Source organism: Cyclobacterium sediminis, from assembly GCF_054781075.1.
In genome coordinates this window covers 156,413-178,694 of record NZ_BAAGVC010000004.1, presented here as the reverse complement: position 1 = coordinate 178,694, position 22,282 = coordinate 156,413, and the positions used below count along the sequence as shown (strand labels likewise).

Genomic DNA, 22,282 nt, shown 5'->3' with positions numbered 1-22,282 from the left:
ATGAATTTGAAGGTAAATGCGGTCCTAAGCCTAACTGGCCTATTCTTGTTTGCTGTGCTTCATGTGTATGGGCAAGATGTGTTAATTGAATTTGAAGAAGACTCACCCTTTTACGAGACCAAAGTAAGTCAGGCTAAACCGAGTGTGGTTTTTGACACCCAAGTCCGAAGGTTTGCACCCGGACTTGAGGGAAGAGCACTTGACCTTACCAATGATGCATCACTCAGGATGCCCATTCTAATCAAGGAAAGTCTGAAGCTTCCATATGGAGAGCGTGATTCGTTTGGGGTTTCATTTTGGGTTAAAACCAAGAAAAATGCCCTCCAGGGTTCAATACTTGCTGGAAACAAAAAGGCAATAGGTAAAGAAGAAAAAGGATGGATGATCAACGCAACGCTCTATGGTGGTTGGGAGCTATATATCAGTGATGGAAAAAGTGAGTATGTTTATCAACCCACCTTGGCTCATCAGCAGATAAATGATGGAGATTGGCACCAGATAGGTTTCTCGATAGATCGTGCTTCAGAGAATCTCTACTTATTTTTTGATGGAGAGCAAAAAGGAATCTATAATATTCCCGGTCTAGGAAATTTACAAAGTGAATTGAAAACTGGTTTTGGAGGGACAGCAGGCAACTGGGATTATCTGGGACAGTGGGAAGCATTTAATGGTTATCTGGACAATATTGCTATTGTCAATGGTGGATTAACAAGGGAAACTTTGGTTCAGGCCTACCAAAAACATTATCCACAAAAGAAAAACCTAACAGTGTTAAGTGATAGTTTTAAATTAATGTCTTGGAATATTTGGCATGGTGGACATAGATTTGGCAAACAGGTAGGATTAGAAAGGGTTATCGAAACCATCAAATCACATCATCCGGATATCATTACGCTGATAGAGACCTATGGTTCTGTAGAAGAGATAGCTGATGCCCTTGGGTACCACTTTTACCTGATAAGTTCAAATCTTTCTATCTTAAGCAAATACCCCGTGAAAAATACCATTAAAGCCTTTAGGCCTTTTAATTTTGGAGGGGTATTGTTGGATTTGCCCGGTAATAAAGAATTAGTGGTTTTGGATACTTGGCTGCATTATTTGCCAGACTATCAAAAAAGTTTGGTAGAAGATAAACTTAGCCCTAAGGAACTTATTGTTGCTGAAGGTGAAACGCGACATAAGGAAGTGGTGGAAATACTTAAGCAAATTAATCCATACCTTCAATCTGCAGATGAAACGCCAATAATAATGTCAGGTGATTTTAATGTTGAGTCTCATCTGGACTGGACTTCTGCTACCAAAGATCTTCATCATGGTTATGAGGTAGCATGGCCTGTTTCCTTAGAAATGGAAAAGGCAGGTTTTGTCGATAGTTTTAGAGAGGCTTATCCCAACCCACTTGAATCCCCGGGCTTTACCTATTGGCCCTTTTACCGAGGTGATGGTAGTGATTATATTAGGCCTAGAATAGACTATATTTTCTATAAAGGAAATAAATTGAAAATGGTAGATTCCAAGGTAGTGGATAAACACCCTGTGATGTTCCCATCCGACCATGCAGCTGTTCTTACTGAGTTTGTCTACCAATAATTTTTAAAATAAAAGGTTAACTTTTGCTATTAAAAGGCCGGAAAGGAGTTCGTTGTAATCTATTCCGGCCTTTTATAATTATTTGTTGCTTTTGTGCAAGACCGCTTTCATAGTATTAAAAATTCCAAGCTCCCTAATTTAATGTTCGATATCTCATCTATAGGCCTTTCTATAGCTTACTGGTTACCGGTGATGATTTTACTTGGCCAAGTACTTTTTTTCGTTTTGGGAAAAGGCTTTTTCTGTATTTTTTCTTTGAGAAGTACTTAATGGTTAGCCAACGTCCTCCATAAGCAGAGGCAACACCCAGAGCAGAACCTGCAATCACATCCGGAAGGAAATGTTGCATTAAATATACCCTGCTAAAACCGGTTAAAATAGCGATACCCAATAATACCACTTGGTAATTTTTCCTTTTGTGGTTGAGCATGGCCAAAGCACATGTTAGCATAAAGACAGTTGTGGTATGCCCTGAGGGAAACGTATTCCAATGGCTCATGGGAACCCCCGGCACCGTATAAAAGTCAAAACCTTTCAAGTATTCTGCGGGTCTTGGCATGCCATGGAAAAGAACCCTTTTACCTAATGTCACCAGAAACATATGAATAAGCGTGGACCAAGCTAAAAAAATTGAAAAACTGTATTTGACCAAAAGCATGGCTAAGATCGGAAGAATCACTATTGCGCCATCACCCAAATGAGTAATCCCTGCAAAGAACAAGTCAAGGAGGGGAGAATGATTTTCGTTTACCATCAATTCAAACTGTCCTTTTTCGTAGAAGGGGAGCAAGAGACAGGCCGATATAATAATGTAAAGGTAGGCTTTAAAATAGATTTTTGCGCGGGTCTTTTTTCTTTTCATAACTAATGAAAAGGTAAGCACAAGCTAACAATAACCGGTTAAACCATTGTTATGGAAATTTTAAAAAATTGATTTTGCTAATAGAAATTTTACCCGGAATATAACCGAGATTAATAGCTAAGTTAATTGCCATTTCTCCTGAGAGGTGGCTTCAAAAATAGGAAGATTAAAGATTAGTTTGACTTCTTTTCTGGAGAGGTGTTTTCAAGGTATTCAATTACTGGGGCAATTTTCCCGGTAAAGGACCTTGAGTATAACCTGTTCCATTTGCCTGATTTTAATTGGAGGTTTAAAGAATAGAATTTCCCGCGCCATAAGGTCTGAATTTTTTGGACATTCCATTTTTGCAGATCAGCATCAAGGTTGATATCCTCCTTTTTTAAGGGATGGAAAATGGTCAATTTATTTCCTTGAAGAATAATATTGTTGCTGGTTTTGGTGTTGGTCAGCAAGACAATCATAAGTGCCGACACGATTAAAATCGATACGATAACAATGTATAAATAATCCATTTTTGTTTCCTTAAGTTGTAGAACAGTGATTGTAATTCAAGAAATATGCCATAAAACTTTTTTTGGAAGTGTACGGCTATGAAAAAATGCTTTAGCGGTTTTAATTGGACTTATTTATTATTCCAATAAAATAATTATTCCTTGGATTTTATTTGGTCAGTTGATACCATAGTTCGGGGTTATCGGTAATCATTAAAAACGTATTTACGCTTACAATTCCGAAGACTATATGGGCGATAAATAGGGCAAAGAAGTAATGATTTTGGGAAATTTCAGGTTGGTAATGGTGTAGTTTAAGATAAAATTTCCAAACCACAATTGCCACAATACCACTGAGCCCTCCTATAATTACCGAATCGAAGAAGTTGATTTCAAATACTCCCCAATTCCACAGTAAGTAATAGGACATAGAGAATATTACACCTACGCCAAAATGAGCAAAAGTCCCTAAGGTTAAAGCACCTTTACTTGGTGAATGTAATTTCTGATCTCCGGAAATCATGCAGCCTAGCAGATGGATTACCTTGGTAAAATGTTTAAAGAGAATCGTGTATATATACATTACGATTGTCATTACCGCAGTGGCGACAATTCCTGATAATACAGTGATGAGAAAATGTTTAATGTCCATGGCTTTAGGGTTTTCTGTGTGGTTTACTTTTTGATTTTAAATGGTTTGATTACTAAAGTTTTCACAGTTCTTATGGAAATGGAAGCTTTTAATTAAAAATGAAAAGAAACTGTATAAAGCTTAGCATACTTTTTAAATCCTTATGGTTTAAGTTTAGTATGAATAGGTTAGCAAAAATCATTCTTAAATAAATAGGATGAAAAAGTATCGATCTTTTAGAAGTATTAATTTTAGGTTAATAAATGGTGAAATAACTAAAAACAACGTAAATAAATTGTTTTAATTTTGTTAAATACCAAATAATGTATTTAAAATTATTTTTTTTTCGGTATTAAAATGTTTTATTTGATAAGTAATTCGGTTTGAAAGGATAGAAATTATTAATATGTACAGTGCTTTGAGCAATAAGGATCTTCTTTTTCAGATATCGGTGAATGCCGATAAAAAAGCCTTTGGTGAGCTCTTCAAAAGATACCATGAAAAAATGGTTTCCTTCGCTTTGTATTATTTACCTATTTATGAAGAGGCCGAAGATGTGGTTTCAGATGTATTTGTCAATCTCCTTAAAAAGCATGTTCAATTAAAGGATATTGAAAACTTTGATGGATACGTTTATTTTTCTGTAAAAAACTTATGTCTAAACCGAATAAAGAGGAACAATAACAAACCTAATCTCTTCACCATCTCATCAGAAATGGATCATGTGAGCACAAGTGATTATTCACAGCCCCTCAACGAGCTTTTGAATAATGAATTAAGAGCATTTTATTCCACATTGGTTGAGGGCTTGCCTTGCAAAAGAAAGTTAGTATTTAAAATGATTAAGGAAGATAGCCTCAAGATAGCCGAAGTAGCTAAACTTTTAGAAATTACCGAAAAAACGGTTAAAAAGCATTTAGAGCTTGCCATTAAGGATATGAGATTAGGAATTCAAAGCTACCTAGAGATCAATGGTAAAGAAAAGAAAATTGCTGAGGAAAAGAGAAAGGTGGAAAAAGCTTTCGTATAAAAATTTTAGCCTGAAATTGCTGATTTCTTTTTTTGTTTTTAAGGTTAGAATACTCATTAACAGCTAGTAATAGGTTTTGTCTTATATTTCTTCAGTTTACAGTTTCATACCCTAGATTACCTTACAAAAATTATTAATAAAAATAATTCAACCCGTTACGCCTTTTCTTTGCTAAGGTTGTCTTTATATATGTGAGACAGAACGAAAATAAAATAGATGTCCTTCTGGCAAAAATGCTGGCCCGTACCGCAAGCAAGGAGGAAATTGAAGAGTTAGAAGTTTGGGCTTTAGAAAGTAGGGAAAATTATGAAACCTTAAAAACCCTAAAAAAATTATGGAAGGAACAATCTCTTGCTTCCAAGAAGCCTATCTCTAAATCAAAAATTGATGACATCTGGGAAAAAGGAATGGTAGAAAAGAAGGAAAATTCTTTCTCATACAATACTTTCTTAAAGTATGCCGCTGTTATATTGTTTATTTTTGGGTTTTACAGTGGATTTTATTATTTTATTGCAGCAAACCAAGAAAAAGAAGAAGATAAGGTAATAGAATATACAGTTCTCGCCAATCCTGCCGGAAAGAAAACCAAACATACACTTCCTGACGGATCAGTGGTATTTTTAAATTGTTTTTCTAGTATCAAATTTATAAAAGCATTTAATAGTGAAGAGCGGAAGGTTTATCTGATGGGAGAAGCCTATTTTGAAGTAGCTAAAAATGTAAACAAACCATTTATTGTAGAAAGTAATGGTGTAACCACCAAGGCACTCGGAACCATTTTTAATATTAATGCCTATCCGGGCGATGAAACAATGAAAATTTCCCTTTTTGAGGGAGAAGTAGAAATTCAAAACCCAACCAGCGAAAAACTACCCATATTACTATTACCGGGAAAAGAATTACAAGTGGATAATATAAAAGATTCCTATGTAAAATCATCCTTTAACCCTGAATTGGTGGCAGGTTGGAAAGAAGGGAAACTTGTTTTTGAATATGCTGATTTTATGGAGGTAAAGGTAAAACTTGAACGTTGGTTTGGTGTGGATATTAAGGTAAAAGGCAGAAAACCCAATGACTGGAAAGTGAGCACTGTTTACAAAAAGGAATCTCTTAAAAATATATTAATGGACTTGCAATACGCTAAACAATTCGCCTATGAAATAAACGACGATCAGGTAACAATTCAATTTTAAACCCTCAGAACCAAAGGCTTAATGCTTTGAAGTCTCTGAAACTTTTATCAGCAAATGTTTAAAAATTTATTTTGCTAAATCTTTTAATGCCGATACAGTATTTTAACAAGTTAAATTATGAGAAAAAAACCTTTACCACTAATTCTAAAAATGACAAGGTATGTCATGCTTGGTTTTTTGCTACAATTAGTTTTCTCCAATGCACTGCATGCAGAAAAAATTGAAGCTAAAAAAATCAATGAAGTATTTGTAAGTATTTCCTTTAACAAGGGAAAACTGGTTGATGTATTTAAAGAAATTGAAGATCAGTCCGAATTTCATTTCACAGTACATGAAAACGATGAATTCTTACATGAGCTAATCTCTATCCATCACAAGAAAATCTCCGTAGAGGACGCTCTTTTGGAGATCAGTGAAGATACAGGATTGGCCTTTCAGCAGATAAACAATAATATTTCTGTACGCCGTCATCGCAATAACAATGAAGGTGAAGAAAATACAGAAGATGCCCCAATAGATATTAAGGGACAAATTACATCAGGAACGGACAACCTTCCTTTGCCGGGAGTTGCAGTTAAGGTAAAAGGAACTTTGCAGGGAACCATTTCAGATTTTGATGGCAATTACAGCATTCGGGCTGATGAAAATGCTATCCTTCAGTTCAGCTTTATAGGTTTTGCTACTTTAGAAGAATCAGTTAATGGACGGTCAATAATTGATGTAGTATTGGAAGAAGACCAGCAAAATCTTGATGAAGTGGTGGTCACTGCCATTGGTATCAAGCAGCAAAAGAAAAAGCTGGGTTATGCTACACAGGAGGTAAATACCGAGGTTTTAGGTGAAGCAAGAACCATGAACCTTGGTAATGCACTTTCCGGTCAGGTAGCAGGTTTAACGGTGACCAATCCTACGGGTATTTTCCAGTCGCCATCATTTTCTTTGAGAGGTAAGACTCCATTGATTGTATTGGATGGAATTCCTGTAGAAACCAATTTATTTGACATATCTCCTGAAGACATTGAAAGTATCAACGTGCTTAAAGGTGGAGCGGCTTCGGCACTTTATGGTGCTAGAGGAAAAAATGGGGCCATCTTAATTACAAGAAAAAATGCTTCAAAAGAAGGACTTACTGTTACCGCATCTACCAGTAATATGGTAACAGCAGGATTTACTGTATTTCCGGAAACCCAAACTGAGTACGGTAATGGTTCCAATGGTAAGTATGAATTCTGGGATGGTGCAGATGGTGGTATTTCCGATGGGGACATGATTTGGGGTCCTAAATTTGAACCAGGTGTGATGGTTCCTCAATGGAACAGTCCAATTAGAAATATACAAACTGGAGAAACGGTTGATTGGTATGGAAATGTAGCCGGTACGATTTACGATGATAAGTCCTTGTATGAAAGGGTACCGACTGAATGGAAAAGACATGACAACCTAAATGACTTTTTGAAAACCGGAGTGGTTTCAAAAAATGATTTTTCCATTGCTTATCAAGGTGAAAAGTCCAGATTTTACTTTTCCGGGAATTATTCCTATCAAAAAGGGCAGGTTCCTAATACGGCGCTTAATACTGGTGGTTTGAATTTCAATAGTTCTTTTGACCTAACGGATAAATTGACTTTAGATGCAACTTTAAGTTATAACAAAGTTTATTCTCCCAATTACCCTAGGTATGGTTATGGACCAAAAAACCATATGTATACCATTTTGATCTGGATGGGAGATGATGTGAATGGTCAAGATTTAAGAGATCATATGTATGTACCCGGACTAGAAGGGTACCGACAAGCCAATTACAATTATGCCTGGTATAATAATGTATATTTTGCCGCTCATGAGTTGAACCAACAGCACAACCAGAATACCCTTGATGGTAAGTTAAAGTTGAATTATCAGGTTTCAGATAATTTTAATATTCAAGGTAGGGTTTCTGCCAGAGAGTACAGGGTATTTTCTGACATGCAAAGCCCAAAATCTTACATGAACTACGGAGATTCAAGAAATGGGGATTACAAAATGTGGAACAATAGCCGTTTGAACTTGGATACGGATATTCTTGCTTCTTATAACAAAACTGTTAGTGATAATTTTTCTTTCGCGGTAAATGCCGGTGGATCTATATTTTATAGAACATATCAGCAAGAGTATGCCTCTTCTGATGGCTTGATAGTTCCCGGTATTTATAGTTTAAGTAATACACAAGGACCTGTGCAGGCAAGCAATTATTTTGATGAGAAAGCCATAAGAAGTACCTATGGTTCGGTTAATTTTGATTTTTGGAATTCAATATTTTTGAATTTCTCCGGTAGAAATGACTGGTCATCCACCCTGCCTACTTCTACCAATTCCTATTTTTACCCTTCAGCATCTTTGAGCGCTATGCTTTCAGAATTTGTTCAATTGCCAAAAGCAATGGATTACCTGAAGGTTTACAGTTCTTGGTCACAGGTATCTAGTGATTTAAGTCCTTACAGTATTTACTCTACCTATCAAAAAGGTGTTACTTATGGAGCTACTCCTTCTGTTTACTATCCATCAGGTTTGGTAAACAACAGCATTATGCCTGAAAAGTCTACTACATTTGAGGCTGGTTTCTCCACTTCTTTTGCTCAGAAAAGATTTACATTTGAAGGTACCTATTACAGGATTTTGGATGAAAATCAAATCATTGATTTAAGTATTTCTGAAGCTTCAGGTTTTAGTTCTAGGAAAGTTAATGGCAATGAATACACTACTCAGGGTTTAGAGGCCATGGTTAATTTCAGTGCCATAGCACAAAGTAATTTTTCATGGGATATTGGGCTTAATTGGACCAGGTATGTGAAGAAAATTACCGAAATCTATGCCAACAATGAGAAATTCGGAAATCTCGTTGTGGGTGATAGGTCTGATGCGTATTACGCTACTGTTTGGCAGAAAAGTGCTGACGGCCAGGTGATCCTTGATGCCAATACTGGCTTGCCTACCAGGGATCCATATCCAACTAAAATTGGTCATCTGAATCCATCATGGAGATTGGGTCTTCAAAATAAGTTTAAGGTAGGAGATTTTAGGATTGATATGGACATAGATGGTGCTTGGGGTGGCCTGATAAGATCCCTGACCATAGAGAAAATGTGGTGGGGTGGTAAACATCCAAACTCTGTATTGTACAGAGATGAGGAATATGCGGCAGGGCAACCTGTATACGTACCTGAAGGTGTTGTGGTAACCGGAGGTGAACTAGTAAGGGATGTAAATGGAGCTATTATTACTGATAGCAGAGAATATTCTCCAAATACAACTGCTGTTAGCTGGCAAACCTGGTCACAAATTTATCCCTATAGAGCTCAAGTTACCGAGGAAGAAAACTCGTTTTTCGCGAATGTATATGATCGTTCTTACTTTAAATTAAGGAGATTATCAGTGTCTTATGACTTGATGAATATCATGACTTCAGAAAAAATAAAGAATCTAGATCTATCTATATATGGTTATAATCTGGCCATGTGGAAAAAGATGCCTTTGTTGGACCCTGACTATGGAAATGATAACAACTTGCAGGACCCTTCTTCAAGATATGTAGGTTTCACGCTACGAGCTACCTTTTAATAGATTTTCCGGACTAAGTAAAAATAGATAAAATGAAAAATATATTAGTTATAGGTTTATTGTTGATTGGGCTGGCCTCTTGTCAGGACTTGGAGGAAATGAATATCAATCCTAATTTACCGACAGAAACGCACCCCCAACTATTGTTGACCAATATTGAATGGGATGTATTCAGAGATTCTCGGGGGACTTCACCTTTGTATGCATTGAAAATGCTTGTACAAACAGATGGAGAAAATACAAATCAATATTATAAGTGGGACCGTGGAAGCTACGGGTCTTTCGGAACATTGAGAAATGTTACCAAAATGATGGAAGAAGGAGAGAGAATTGGAGAACCTACCTACGTTGCTTTGGGTAAATTTTTTAAATCCTACTACTTTTATAACCTGACATTGACTTTTGGTGATATACCTTATACCTCTGCTTTGATGGGGGAATCAGAACAAGATTACCAACCAGTTTACGACGATCAGGAGACTGTCTTCGAAGGAATTTTGATGGAGTTGGAGGAAGCAAATGACTTATTAGCTGCCAACAATACCATTATTGCAGGAGATATTATTTATGATGGAGATGTTAATAGCTGGAGGAAGTTGATCAATGCATTTCGTTTAAAGGTTCTGTTGACCTTATCTGAAAAAGACGGAATGAATGATGGAAGCGAGTTTGCTTCTATTTATCAAAATGAGCCGCTGATGGAAAGTGTGGAAGAAAGTGGGCAATTGGTCTTTTTGGATCAACAAGGAAACCGGTATCCAACATTTAATTCAAGTAGCTTCAGCTCTGGAATGTACATGGATTCCACCTTTATCAAAAGGTTACAGGATCGTGAAGATCCAAGGTTGTTCATATACAGTACGCAGACCAAATCCGCTAAAGAGGCAGGAAAAGACCTCAATGATTTTTCTGCTTATGAAGGAGGAGATCCAGCAGCGCCTTATGCTGAGGTAAATGAAAAAGCCACAGAAGGAAATGTTTCAAAAGTAAATGAACGATACCATAAAGATCCTGTAAATGAGCCTTATGTCCTTTTGGGATATTCCGAACAACAATTGATTCTTGCAGAAGCTGCAACCAAAGGATGGATCAATGCAGATGCAGGCATGTTATATGAGTCTGCAGTCAAGGCTTCTTTTAAGTTCTACGAAATGTATGCAGAGAACTATTCTTCCTTTGTAGGTGAACAGGATGCGGAAGACTATCTGTCCAAGCCCATCAATGACTTTACAATGGCCCAGACTGAAGAGGAACAATTGGAGTTGATTATCATGCAAAAATATTTGCAATCTTTCTTCCAGTTAGGATGGACCTCATTCTTTGATCACTTAAGAACAGGTGGCTATCCTTCCTTCAGAAGGCCTGCAGGGGTGGAAGTTCCTTACCGATGGATTTATCCACAATCAGAATACAATTACAACGCCAGCAATGTTACTGATGCCATTAGCAGACAGTTTGGTGAAGGTAATGACCATATCAATGAAATGACTTGGTGGCTGAAGTAATATAGCCATCCATTAAAGTAAAAAAGAGGGAAATTACCTGAATACCGGTAGTTTTCCTCTTTTTTTTGTTTAAGCATCTTAATATTTGGTATTAGTTTAAATATTTTCTTTTATAGGCAAATGGTGTCATTCCGGTAATTTTATTGAAATGCCTATAAAAGTTGCTAATATTATTGAAACCACAGTCATAGCAAATAATCTCTATTGGCAGTCTATCCTCGATTAGCTCACTACACACATTTGAAATACGTATTTCAATCAGAAACTCTAGAAAAGTTTTGTTTGTCATTTTTTTAAAATACCTAGAAAATGTGCTTACACTCATGTTTGCAATTGAAGCAACTTTTTCTAAACTAATGTCTTCGCGGAAGTGGGACATAATATAGGTGTAAATTTTTTCTAATCTCTGCATCTCTGTATCATTTGCAAGCTGACTGTTGGCGTATCCTGGTGATATTGTTTCATATTCAGATGTGAAAGCCAAAATTTTGAGTATCCGGAGCAGGTTAATTAATCGATCTAATTCATTTGATATAAAGGTATCTTTTAATATATCTGTTACTTTATTTTTTGTCTCTCCGTAGATAAACATTCCTTTTTTTGCTTTTTCAAATAAGGAGTTTATAGTTTGTGTCTCCGGCAATTCAATAAAATCTTTCCCGAAACAGGTAGGTAAAAATTGAAGCACATATGCTTCTACTTTAATTTTGGGATTTCCTTGAAAATATTCTTCTGAGCACCGCCATGTATGAGGTAGATTTTCACCAAGTAAAATTAGATCTCCATCAGAAAAACTCCTTATTGTATCACCTATAAACTGGGTACCCTGACCATTAATAATATGGTGTAATTCTAATTCTGGATGAAAATGCCATAAAGTTCCAAAGTTTGGACTTTTATCGTATCGAATGCTGAAAGAGCGTTGTGATGAATTCGGTATTTTATGAAAATGTGGCTTCATTAAATTAAAGCTAGACTGGTTAATTATTTTAATATTATGTCACTTTTACACCTTTAGCATAAAAGTTTGCATTATTTAATTATTAATTACAATCAAATACTGCATTTTAATTACCAATATTGATAAAATAGTATAATTTTTTGGCAAAAAATAATAATTAATTCAGTTTGATTTATGACATATTTGTATAAATCAATTTTGATTTCTTTTCTGCAACAGTTGAAAGAACATCCAAAACTCTTTTTAGTTCCAACAAGTGATTTAGGTTAATTCGAAGGAAAAAACAAAGTGAATGTGATGGATTTACATCTGAAAAGCTGTAGGTGAAGGTGTAAATACTTTGTCTGGATATAAAAGAAATTACTAATCAACTGGCATAAATTAATAAGCTTAAAAGTTTAAATGCCTGCATTTTCCCAATAATATTGGTAAGTAATTATGTAAAGATTCAAGCATTTTAATTCAATTAATAATACTAACCCAAAATCTATTTATAATGAACGTAAGACTGCCTTATTTTAGGGGATTTTCACTTTTATTACCATTACTTTTTTTTGTAATGGTTTTATCGAATGTTTCCCATGCTCAGCAAATTTCCATTAAAGGAAAGGTGACCACCCAAGATGATCCTATGGGTCTTCCTGGCGTAAATATTTTAGTGAAAAACTCCAATATCGGAACTGTTACTGAAATTGATGGTTCCTATTCGATCAATGTCCCCGATGGTAACCAGGTACTGATCTATTCCATGATTGGCTATGAAAAACAAGAAATTCAGGTCAACTCCCGATCTATTATCAATGTGAATTTAACGGAAGACATTAGCGCCTTGGAGGAAATCGTAGTCGTAGGTTATGGGACTGTCAAGAAAAGTGACCTTACTGGTTCAGTTGCAGCATTAAAAAGAGAAGATTTTAACCAAGGTGCAATTTCAAGTCCCGAGCAATTATTGGCTGGCAAAATGCCTGGTGTGCAGGTAGTACAAAATAGTGCGGAACCTGGTGGGGGTATGTCTGTAAATATCCGAGGGGTTGGATCTATCAACTCTGGTAATTCACCCCTTTATGTAATTGATGGATTACCCTTTAGTAATGGTTCTGCTGTGTCCGGTGCCGGAGAAAGATTCCCAGCCCCTAGGACAGAGCGGTCTCCATTGAGCTCTATTAACCCTGCTGATATAGAATCTATTGAAGTACTAAAGGATGCATCCGCCACTGCTATATATGGTGCCAGAGGAGCAAATGGGGTAGTTCTTATAACCACACGTAATGGAAAAAGTGGCAAAATGAAAGTTTCTTATGATGGATATGCCGGTATTCAAAATGTTGCCAATAAGGTAGATTTACTTGATGCAGATGAATACAAGACAATTATTAATGATATTATTAATTCAGGTGGTGGTTCTACGACAGATTTAGTAGAAAACTATACCGGCCAAGGTACGGATTGGTTGGAGGAAGTTTACAATCCGAATGCAGGAATCCAAAGTCATAACCTGTCTCTATCAGGAGGAAATGAAAGTACTAACTATTTGATATCACTTAATTATTTCAATCAAGAGGGTTTGGTTATGAATTCATCTTTTGAAAGATATGGTTTGAGGTTCAATTTAGATCATAAAATAAATGACAAATTTCATACAGGTATAAATCTTAGTACAAATTATTCCAATGATCAATTTACCCCGGGTGGTTTTCAACTTAATGAACATGCCGGAGTAGTTTTTGCATCGATGCATATGGATCCAACCCTTAATGTCTGGGACGAGAATGGTGATTATGTGATTTCCCAGCATATTAATGTGGATAATCCTGTGGCTTTAGCCAATGGTAAAAGAGGGGTAGGGAATACCTATAGAACCTTTGGTTCCATTTATGGAGAATACTTCTTTACGCCTGAGTTCTCTTTTAGATTAAACCTTGGTGGGGATGTAAGTAATCAGCAAAGAGATTATTATATCGATCGAACAACCATTGATGGGTTGGCTGCAGGTGGTATAGCTACAATTATGCATGGAGTTGCTTCCAATTATTTGGTTGAGGGCCTATTTAATTACAAAAAGTCATTTGAAAAACATTCGTTTAATGCGGTTGGTGGTGTGACTACTCAGAAATTTATCACCAAAAGGTTTTCTTCCCAAGGAAGAGGTTTTCCTTCTGATGCTACAGAAACGTTCAACCTGAGTCTAGGAAACCCTAGCCTAAACGTTATTAGTAGTTCAAAGGTGGACAACACCCTACTTTCTTATTTAGCTAGACTAAATTACATATTTGACAATAAATACCTACTAACTGGATCAATTAGAGCTGATGGTTCATCGCGATTTGGACAAAATAATAAATTCGGTTATTTCCCATCCTTTGCAGCCGGGTGGAAATTAAATGAGGAAGATTTCTTTTCCTCCCTAGAGGAAGTGGTAAGTACCTTTAAGTTAAGAACAAGTTGGGGAAGAACAGGTAATCAAGAAATTGGAAATTTCCGATCTATTACTACTTTTAGTGGTGGGCCAACAGTAGTCTATGATGATCAGCAACGTTCATCCACACAACCTGCGCGAATTGCCAATCAGGATCTTAAGTGGGAGACAACAGAGCAATTGGATTTTGGATTAGACTTTGGTTTATGGGGAGATAGGCTATATGGTAGTATGGATTATTATGTGAAAAATACTTCAGATATGCTTTTGTCTTTGCCTATTCCACGATCAACTGGCTTCACCTCTCAATTGACTAATGTAGGTGGTATTAAAAATTCAGGCTTTGAGTTTGCATTGACCTCTAGGAATATCAATTCAGGTAAAATCAGTTGGGTAACCAACGTAGCATTTACAACCTTAAAAAATGAAGTGACAGACCTTGGAGGCATTCAAAGGATCGTTACAGGAAGTGCTGGAGCCACTGGACAAATCGCAATAATTGAAGAGGGGGTTCCGCTAGAGTCATTCTATGGTTATAAAGTATTGGGGATTTGGCAGACTGGAGATGATTTTGATTCCACTAATGACAATGTAAATCCTGGTGATATCAAATATTTAGATATTAACGGAGATGGTGTTGTAAACACTGATGATAGAACAGTTCTTGGTAATTCGTTTCCTGATTTTATCTGGTCTTTAGGAAATACCCTTAGCTACAGAGGATTGGATCTATATGTATTTATTGAAGGTGTGCAAGGAGCCAGTATGCTTAATAATGGTTTGATCGATACCTATTTCCCTGCCGGGGTAAGGAGAAATAGGTATGCGGAACCTTTGTTAAATAGATGGACACCGGAAAACCCATCTAACGAATTTCCTTCTTTTGTAAACCCAAGTAGCCAAGGTGAAAAACGTGTAAATAGTTTAACAGTCGAAGATGCTTCCTATTTAAGGTTGAATACTATTAAATTAAGTTATCACATTCCGGCCAATAATGGCATTTTCAGTGCCGCTACAATTAACGTAACTGGACAAAACCTATTAACCATTACCAATTATAGTGGTATGGATCCTGCGATTAATCCTAATGGAGGAGCAAATTTTAGGATTGATTGGAATGCATATCCTGTTTCAAGGACATTTTTGGCAGGAATCAGTTTCACTTTATAAAATATTGAATCATGGAAATCAAAAAGATATATAGAAGTTTAGCTATTGTATTAACCGTAATATTTACTAATGGATGTGCTGATTATTTGGAAGAAAATCCTTATTCTCAGTTGGCACCTGAAAACTTCTTAAAAACCAAAGAAGGTATCGAATCCTTAATGGGCGCTGCATATGCTAATGCATCTAATATGATCTCAAACAACTCTATTTATACTTTTGCGGCCGACGAATGGACAACTGATTTTGCCTACCAAACAGGTGATGGGGTAAATGCTACGGCTGTTCAGTATATTAACTTTACTTGGGATGCCTCCATTGGACTTTTACAAAGCCAAAATTGGGATTATCCTTATAGGGCAATAAGGAATGCCAATTTGGTTTTGGAAAATTTAGATGGGTTGGTAGCATCTGAGAGTCTGAAGACGCTCTATGCTGCAGAAGCTAGGTTTATAAGAGCAACCTGTTATATCAAACTGTACTGGAAGTTTGGCCCTGTACCTTTGAGATTATCAACTGAAGATGACATCCAGTTACCAAGGGCTTCCTCAGAAGAACTGCTAGGCTTTATTGAAACCGAATTGTTAGCTGCATTGGAAGATCTACCTGATCCTGGACAGGAAGCCAATTATGGTAGGGCTCATAAAGCTGCTGCCCAAGGTTGGTTATCAAATTTCTACTTAAATAATAAAGAATGGCAAAAATCTGCTGAATTTGCAGGTCAAATAATGGACCAATGGAATTACGAATTATTTCCCGTTTATGAAGACCTATTTAAAGTAGAAAATGAGAGAAACAGTGAGTACATTTGGGTAAGACCTGCCAAAACAAGCGCTGATAGAAGAGCGTCTAATAGTTGGATGAATACTGCATTTCCTGTTGGCTTTGCTAAAGATCCTCGAACAGGATTAGAGTTTTCAAATGCTTGGAGAAACTGGCCTAATGAATCTCGAATTAGAGATAAATTTTATTTTTCATTTGATGAGAATGACCGAAGGAAAGATTTGATTTTACATGAATATATAAATACAGATGGTGAATTAATTTCTCTATTGGATGAGGAAGATAATACTCGGTCTTTCAAATATTGGCCGGATCCTGAGGGAGTAAATGCTTCATTTGGAAATGATATCCCTGAAATTCGTTTTGCTGAAATTTTATTAAATAGAGCTGAGGCATTAAATGAGTTAAATGGGGTAAACCAAGAATCAATTGACTTGATCAATAGGGTTCGGGAAAGAGCAGGAATTACTACACCATTGAGTCTTAATGATTTTTCCTCAAAGGAAGAGTTGAGGATGCAGGTGCTGGATGAACGAGGATGGGAATTTTATTCTGAAGGAAAAAGAAGATTAGATTTGATTAGAATGGATAAGTTAATAGAGTTTGCTCATGCCAGAGGTGCGACAAATGCCAAACCCTACCATAGATTATATCCAATTCCTTTTGCAACCATGGATGCAAATCCACTTCTAGTTCAAAATGAAGGATATTAAACCCATTAATAATTTGAAAAAGCTTTTGCTCATGGCCTTTTGCCTAGGCACCATTTTTGGTGCCGAAGGCAAAGTGGTTTTTCCACACGATCCTCCTGAACAACCCAATATCCTTTTGATCTATATAGATGATTTGGGTTATGGTGATATTGCCAATTATCCGGGTGCCAGTGGGGAATCAATAGCCGAAACGCCCAATATAGATTTGTTGATGAAATCAGGAATGAGTTTTACGAATGCCTATTCCTCAGCACCTCTATGTTCTCCGGCTAGAGCAGCTTTGCTAACAGGAAAATCTCCTGCTAGGCTAAATTTTGAGTTTGTGACCAAGTTCAAGGAAGATAGTCTGGATTGGGAGGATGACCGATGGATAGCCCTTTTTAAAAATAAAAAGCTTATTTCTCCCCCTATTACCTTAAACCTTCCCCTAGATGAGGTTACTGTGGCAGAAGGACTTAAAGAACTTGGCTACGAAACGGGGATCGTAGGAAAATGGCATGTGGCTTCCCATAATAAAGTTTACAAGGGCTGGAGTTTGACTCATGGTCCTGCTCAACAAGGCTTTGATACGGCAAAAGAAACCTTTGGTTCGCATCCTTATAATGGAACTAAGTCTTTAACAGAACTTAAAGAAGGGCAATATCCTGAGGATTTATTAACCACTGAGGCGGTTAAGTTCATTGAAAAGGAGCGTCAATTCCCCTTTTTCTTAATGGTCAGTCATTATTTTGTTCATACACCGCACCTGAAAGGTTTAGAATGGATTGAGAAAAAATACAAGGCAAAAGCCCAACGAAATTTAAGTGAAGAAGAGCTTCGATATGCCGCCAATATTGAATTGCTTGACCATTATGTGGGACAGGTAATGGAAGCCCTCGATAAATCAGGGCAAAGGGAGAACACATTGGTAATATTTACTTCAGACAATGGAGGCCATCCCAGATATGCCTCTCATGCACCCTATAGAGGGAGTAAATGGAATTTATATGAGGCAGGTATTCGAATACCCATGCTTGTTTCCTGGCCTGGGAAGGTTGCTGCGAACAGTATTTCAGCCAGTCCTGTAATTCAAACCGACTTTTGGCCAACTTTTATGGAAATTGGGGGAGCAAAGACGATAAATATGGAAAAACTGGACGGGCAATCCATTATTCCATTGTTATTAGGAAAGAATATAGCAAGAGAAAAACCCTTGTTTTGGTATTTTCCTTACTACCACCCAGAGGGGAAAAAGTACGATGAAGCACTGGAGGACATAGGTGTGGAAGATGGTAAAGCCAGTCAGACTAGACCTCAAGCGGCTATCCGTAAGGGACAGATGAAACTGATTTACTTTTTTGACAGAGACCAAGTGGAGCTTTATGATCTTAAGCACGATCCCGGTGAATCGATTGATCTTAGCAAGGCTCGCCCCTGGGAAGCTGATAGAATGAAAGAAGCGCTTTTGGATCGGCTGTATGCATCCAATGCGCGTTTTCCACGAATTAATACACAAACAAACTTAAAATAATGAAAATAGTAGCGATTCTAATAACAGTTTTATTTTCCGGTTTTGGCTTGGCCGCTCAGGAATTTGATGATTCAAAAGTACCCGGTGTAGTAGTGGCCTATAGCCCTGCTTCCTCAGGCAAATACATCGGATCTCCAAGTTTGGCCATTTTACCTAATGGGGATTACGTAGCTTCTCATGATTATTTTGGACCTGAGTCCAATGAACATGTGCGTGCAACCTCTAAAATCTATAGCTCTAGCAACAAAGGGAAATCCTGGGAGGTAATTGCTGAAATAGATGGCGCATTTTGGTCCAAACTTTTTGTGAACCAAGGGACACTTTGGTTAATTGGCCCGGACAGACATCATGGGAATACGCTTGTGAGGCGCTCAGATGACGGTGGAAAAACCTGGACAAAACCCACAGATGGAAATAATGGCTTAATTCTGGAAGGGGAGTACCATTGTGCACCAATGCCAATTATCGAGCACAATGGCAGAATTTGGAGAGCCATGGAAAGTGCCATGGGCCCAATCAAGAAATGGGGAAAAAGGTACGGTGCTTTCATGTTATCAGCCCCTGTGGATGCGGATTTATTAAAAGCAGACAGCTGGACCAGCAGCAATATTCTATATTATGACTCCACTTACCTTGATGGTAATTTTGGTGGCTGGCTAGAAGGCAATGCTGTAGTGGATAGAGAAGGGCAACTTTGGGACATTTTGAGAGTTGATGACCGATCTACATTGGAAGAAAAAGCTGCTATGGTAAAAATAAGTGCGGATGGCAAAAAAGCTACTTTTGATCCGGCAACCGGTTTTATAGCTTTTCCTGGAGGAAGTAAAAAATTTACCATCCGATTTGATAAGAAAAGTAACTTGTACTGGACCATTGCCAATGTTATTCCGGAAGCAATTAAACAGTCCACAGACCGAACCAACCCAGCAGGTATCCGGAATACTCAGGCCTTGTTCTCTTCTCCTGATTTAATTCATTGGGAACAAAAAAAGGTGTTGTTGCAGCATGATGACATAAAAAATCATGGTTTTCAATACGTCGATTGGGTGTTTAATGGTAAAGACATTCTTTTCTTATCCAGAACTGCTTATGATGATGGGGTAGGAGGTGCACACAATAACCATGATGCCAACTTCCTTACCTTCCATAAAATCAAGAAGTTCAGAAAGATTAAGTAAAGTTCTAATTTCCAAACATTTATAGTGTTTAGAGTACAAAAAAGTTTAAAAAACCGTGGATGAAAATCCACGGTTTTTTTTGGTTTTATAAGCTTAAGTAAACGAGACAACTCAGGGATGCGTATACACCGGTTTTAAAAATAATATGGTTTGGGTTTATCGAACCGCATATTAATTATTTAACTATAAAAAACCCCTTTACGGGTGATATTTTTGTAGCCGGTGGCCTGAGCCACCGGATTGATATGACCCGTCCTGAAAAAAGTTTTCAGTTTTAAAATTTATTGTTTGTTAGTACTGTCCCAAGTTTACATAATCCAACGTTCATTGATTTTGGCGGTATTGGTACCAATTCTGCAACAATGCTGACAAAATCTCCCTGACGAACGTTTTCTCATGGAAATGAATTGACCTTGTAATCCCGATCTCACCTGACTGGTTAATTTTTCATTATTCCCACTGTTCATTTTTGGCTTGACCCAAAAACGAACCAAAAAAGTCAAGGCTGTCAAATCTTATTTTAAATGATGGATTAGGTTTAGGGAAAATAGATCATTAGCGTATCCATCATTTGATTTTTGGAGCTGAATTTCTGGCTAAAAATGAGTAGATCTCCTTATTGGAGCTAACTCATTTTTTTAACACCCTCCATCCATCTCCAAAAACCATAAGCTTTGAAGGCCGAAAATACCTGAAATAACATGCTGTCATAAAAGAGTTTCTTTGTCGAGATTCAATGAAACACCTAAAGCTATCTAGCCAATTGGACCATTAACCTAACTAGCAACTCTCCCTGTTAAAACAAAATCTTTTTCTTTACGATAAACATGAACCCCTTTAAGGGCGACATGATTATAGCAGGTGGCCTCAACGACCGGATTAGTGAAGTAGACGTCAATTGATTTTGGCGGTATTGCTGCCATTTCCGCACCAATGCTGACAAAATCTCTACTTTGCAATCCTTTACCGAAACCATATATTAACCTTTATGCCAGCGGAAAACCCCTTTAGGGGTGATATTTTTGTAGCCGGTGGCCTGAGCCACCGGATTGATATTCCTACGTTCATTGATTTTGGCAATATTGTTGCCAATTCTGCAACAATACCGCCAAAATCTCTCTGATAAACGTTCTCCTATGAATATGAATTGATCTTTTAATCTAAGTCTTAACTTGCCTACTTGCCTACAAATTTTTCTTTACCCTATCTGTTCATTTTTCCTGAATTCTAGCTTAAAATTTGTCTTAGCCTGAAATATTCACCAAATTAAAATAAAGTCAAATAAATTAAATAAGGGTCAAAATATACATTTGCCTTACCATCTCATCATTTAATTTGCACCTAAAAATATACCAAAATTGGGATGAACGGGACTTTGAATTGGTAAGTATTTGATAGATTTGGAGCTTAAATTAGAATAAAGAATACTAAAAACAACTTAGAATGAATATTGGTCTTTGACTGAGGATAAGCGGTTGTATTTTTGAATCTTACCTTAGAAAACCAAATATTAGTAGGATCAATTTAAAACATCAAAATAAATGAACTGTAAAAGATTAATTTTAGTGCTGTTATTGCCGGTAATGTTGTTGACGACTGTGGGCTTGCAAGCTCAGGTGAAAAAAGTAAAACATGTGGTTTTATTGGGTTTGGACGGCTTAGGGGCTTATGCGATCCCTCAGGCTGAAATGCCAAATCTTAAAAGAATTATGGAATCCGGAAGTTACAGCCTAAAAGCCAGAACGGTTTTGCCATCATCAAGTGCTGTAAACTGGGCCTCTATGTTGATGGGCTCAGGTCCGACGGCCCATGGATATACCGAATGGGGTAGCAAAACGCCTGAAATTCCATCTGCGAAAATTGGCAATTACGGGATTTACCCTTCCATATTTGGACTAATTAGGGAACAAATGCCAAAGGCCAAGACTGCTGCCATTTACAGCTGGGGAGGCATTGAATACCTGCTGGAAAAAGATGCCATTGATATTATTATGCATGGGGATGATGACGAAATCTGTTCAGAAAAAGCCGCTGAAATTATTGTAAATGATAAGCCAAACTTCTTGTTTGTCCACCTGAGTGAACCTGATGGCGTAGGGCATGGAATTGGACATGATACTCCGGAATACTACGAAGAACTAAAAAATGTTGACCAAAGAATTGGGCGTATTTATCAGGCCATTGAAGCAGCAGGCATTGCTGATGAAACCATTTTTATGCTATCTTCAGACCATGGCGGTACGGGCAAAGGACATGGTGGGAAAAGTCTTGAAGAAGTATATATTCCATGGTTAATTGCAGGTAAAGGAATAAAAAAAGACCATGAGATTTCGGATTTGATCATGACCTATGATACGGCTGCCACCATTGCTTGGATATTTGGTCTGGATATGCCACAGGCATGGAGAGGAAAACCTGTTTTGGAAAGCATTAAATAAATAGGTCATTTAAAAGAATATTGAAAATTTGTTGGGAAAACAAAAACCAATGTTTTAACTCTTTTGGTCTATTATAAAATATAATTACAAAATCTAAGGCAATGACAATATTTTAAACATATACTTATTGTATTTATCTCAATGTATGTTTATTTGTATTTATCAGTTACTATTATAGGGTAAGCTGGGTGTGGATTTTCCAAATAAGCCAAATTCG

The 22,282-nt window shown here is 37.0% G+C and carries 14 protein-coding genes; 10 read left to right on the top strand and 4 right to left on the bottom strand.

The window, feature by feature from the left end:
• Window positions 1–1,590, top strand: a complete 1,590-nt coding sequence (locus tag ACYVHJ_RS08225) for an endonuclease/exonuclease/phosphatase family protein (protein ID WP_460513976.1) — start codon at window positions 1–3, stop codon at window positions 1,588–1,590.
• Between the two features lie 169 nt (window positions 1,591–1,759).
• Here the strand turns inward: ACYVHJ_RS08225 and ACYVHJ_RS08220 are convergent, their stop codons facing one another.
• The 3 genes from ACYVHJ_RS08220 to ACYVHJ_RS08210 form a co-directional block, all read right to left on the bottom strand.
• A complete protein-coding gene (locus ACYVHJ_RS08220) occupies window positions 1,760–2,452 on the bottom strand; it encodes a phosphatase PAP2 family protein (protein ID WP_460513974.1) in 693 nt (230 codons plus the stop codon).
• A 173-nt stretch (window positions 2,453–2,625) separates the two neighbouring features.
• Window positions 2,626–2,964, bottom strand: a complete 339-nt coding sequence (locus ACYVHJ_RS08215) for a hypothetical protein (protein WP_460513972.1) — start codon at window positions 2,962–2,964, stop codon at window positions 2,626–2,628.
• A 148-nt stretch (window positions 2,965–3,112) separates the two neighbouring features.
• Complete coding sequence (locus tag ACYVHJ_RS08210; protein WP_460513970.1) at window positions 3,113–3,595, bottom strand: hypothetical protein; 483 nt, start codon at window positions 3,593–3,595, stop codon at window positions 3,113–3,115.
• A 385-nt stretch (window positions 3,596–3,980) separates the two neighbouring features.
• Here ACYVHJ_RS08210 and ACYVHJ_RS08205 point away from each other — a divergent pair, with 385 nt between their 5' ends.
• The 4 genes from ACYVHJ_RS08205 (at window position 3,981) to ACYVHJ_RS08190 (ending at window position 10,899) form a co-directional block, all read left to right on the top strand.
• A complete protein-coding gene (locus tag ACYVHJ_RS08205) occupies window positions 3,981–4,604 on the top strand; it encodes a sigma-70 family RNA polymerase sigma factor (protein ID WP_460513968.1) in 624 nt (207 codons plus the stop codon).
• A gap of 191 nt (window positions 4,605–4,795) precedes the next feature.
• Window positions 4,796–5,797 (top strand): FecR family protein, encoded by a 1,002-nt coding sequence (locus tag ACYVHJ_RS08200; protein ID WP_460513966.1) that lies wholly within the window; start codon window positions 4,796–4,798, stop codon window positions 5,795–5,797.
• Between the two features lie 117 nt (window positions 5,798–5,914).
• Window positions 5,915–9,394 carry a SusC/RagA family TonB-linked outer membrane protein gene (locus ACYVHJ_RS08195; RefSeq protein WP_460513964.1) on the top strand — a complete coding sequence of 1,160 codons (3,480 nt, stop codon included), beginning with the start codon at window positions 5,915–5,917 and terminating at the stop codon, window positions 9,392–9,394.
• 32 nt (window positions 9,395–9,426) lie between these two features.
• Complete coding sequence (locus tag ACYVHJ_RS08190; protein WP_460513962.1) at window positions 9,427–10,899, top strand: RagB/SusD family nutrient uptake outer membrane protein; 1,473 nt, start codon at window positions 9,427–9,429, stop codon at window positions 10,897–10,899.
• Between the two features lie 91 nt (window positions 10,900–10,990).
• Here the strand turns inward: ACYVHJ_RS08190 and ACYVHJ_RS08185 are convergent, their stop codons facing one another.
• Window positions 10,991–11,860: an AraC family transcriptional regulator gene (locus tag ACYVHJ_RS08185; protein WP_460513960.1), complete on the bottom strand. Its 870-nt coding sequence runs from the start codon at window positions 11,858–11,860 to the stop codon at window positions 10,991–10,993.
• Between the two features lie 496 nt (window positions 11,861–12,356).
• Here ACYVHJ_RS08185 and ACYVHJ_RS08180 point away from each other — a divergent pair, with 496 nt between their 5' ends.
• The 5 genes from ACYVHJ_RS08180 to ACYVHJ_RS08160 all read left to right on the top strand — a co-directional run bounded on the left by ACYVHJ_RS08180 (window position 12,357) and on the right by ACYVHJ_RS08160 (window position 22,065).
• Window positions 12,357–15,446, top strand: coding sequence for a SusC/RagA family TonB-linked outer membrane protein (locus tag ACYVHJ_RS08180; RefSeq protein ID WP_460513958.1), 3,090 nt, complete (start codon window positions 12,357–12,359; stop codon window positions 15,444–15,446).
• A gap of 11 nt (window positions 15,447–15,457) precedes the next feature.
• Window positions 15,458–16,939, top strand: coding sequence for a RagB/SusD family nutrient uptake outer membrane protein (locus ACYVHJ_RS08175; protein WP_460513956.1), 1,482 nt, complete (start codon window positions 15,458–15,460; stop codon window positions 16,937–16,939).
• 31 nt (window positions 16,940–16,970) lie between these two features.
• Entirely contained in the window at window positions 16,971–18,449 is a 1,479-nt protein-coding gene (locus tag ACYVHJ_RS08170; protein WP_460513954.1) for a sulfatase, read from the top strand.
• Window positions 18,449–19,627 (top strand): sialidase family protein, encoded by a 1,179-nt coding sequence (locus tag ACYVHJ_RS08165; protein WP_460513952.1) that lies wholly within the window; start codon window positions 18,449–18,451, stop codon window positions 19,625–19,627. The genes ACYVHJ_RS08170 and ACYVHJ_RS08165 overlap by 1 nt, the downstream gene beginning before the upstream one ends.
• A gap of 1,541 nt (window positions 19,628–21,168) precedes the next feature.
• Complete coding sequence (locus ACYVHJ_RS08160) at window positions 21,169–22,065, top strand: alkaline phosphatase (RefSeq protein ID WP_460513950.1); 897 nt, start codon at window positions 21,169–21,171, stop codon at window positions 22,063–22,065.
• Window positions 22,066–22,282 lie beyond the last annotated feature (217 nt).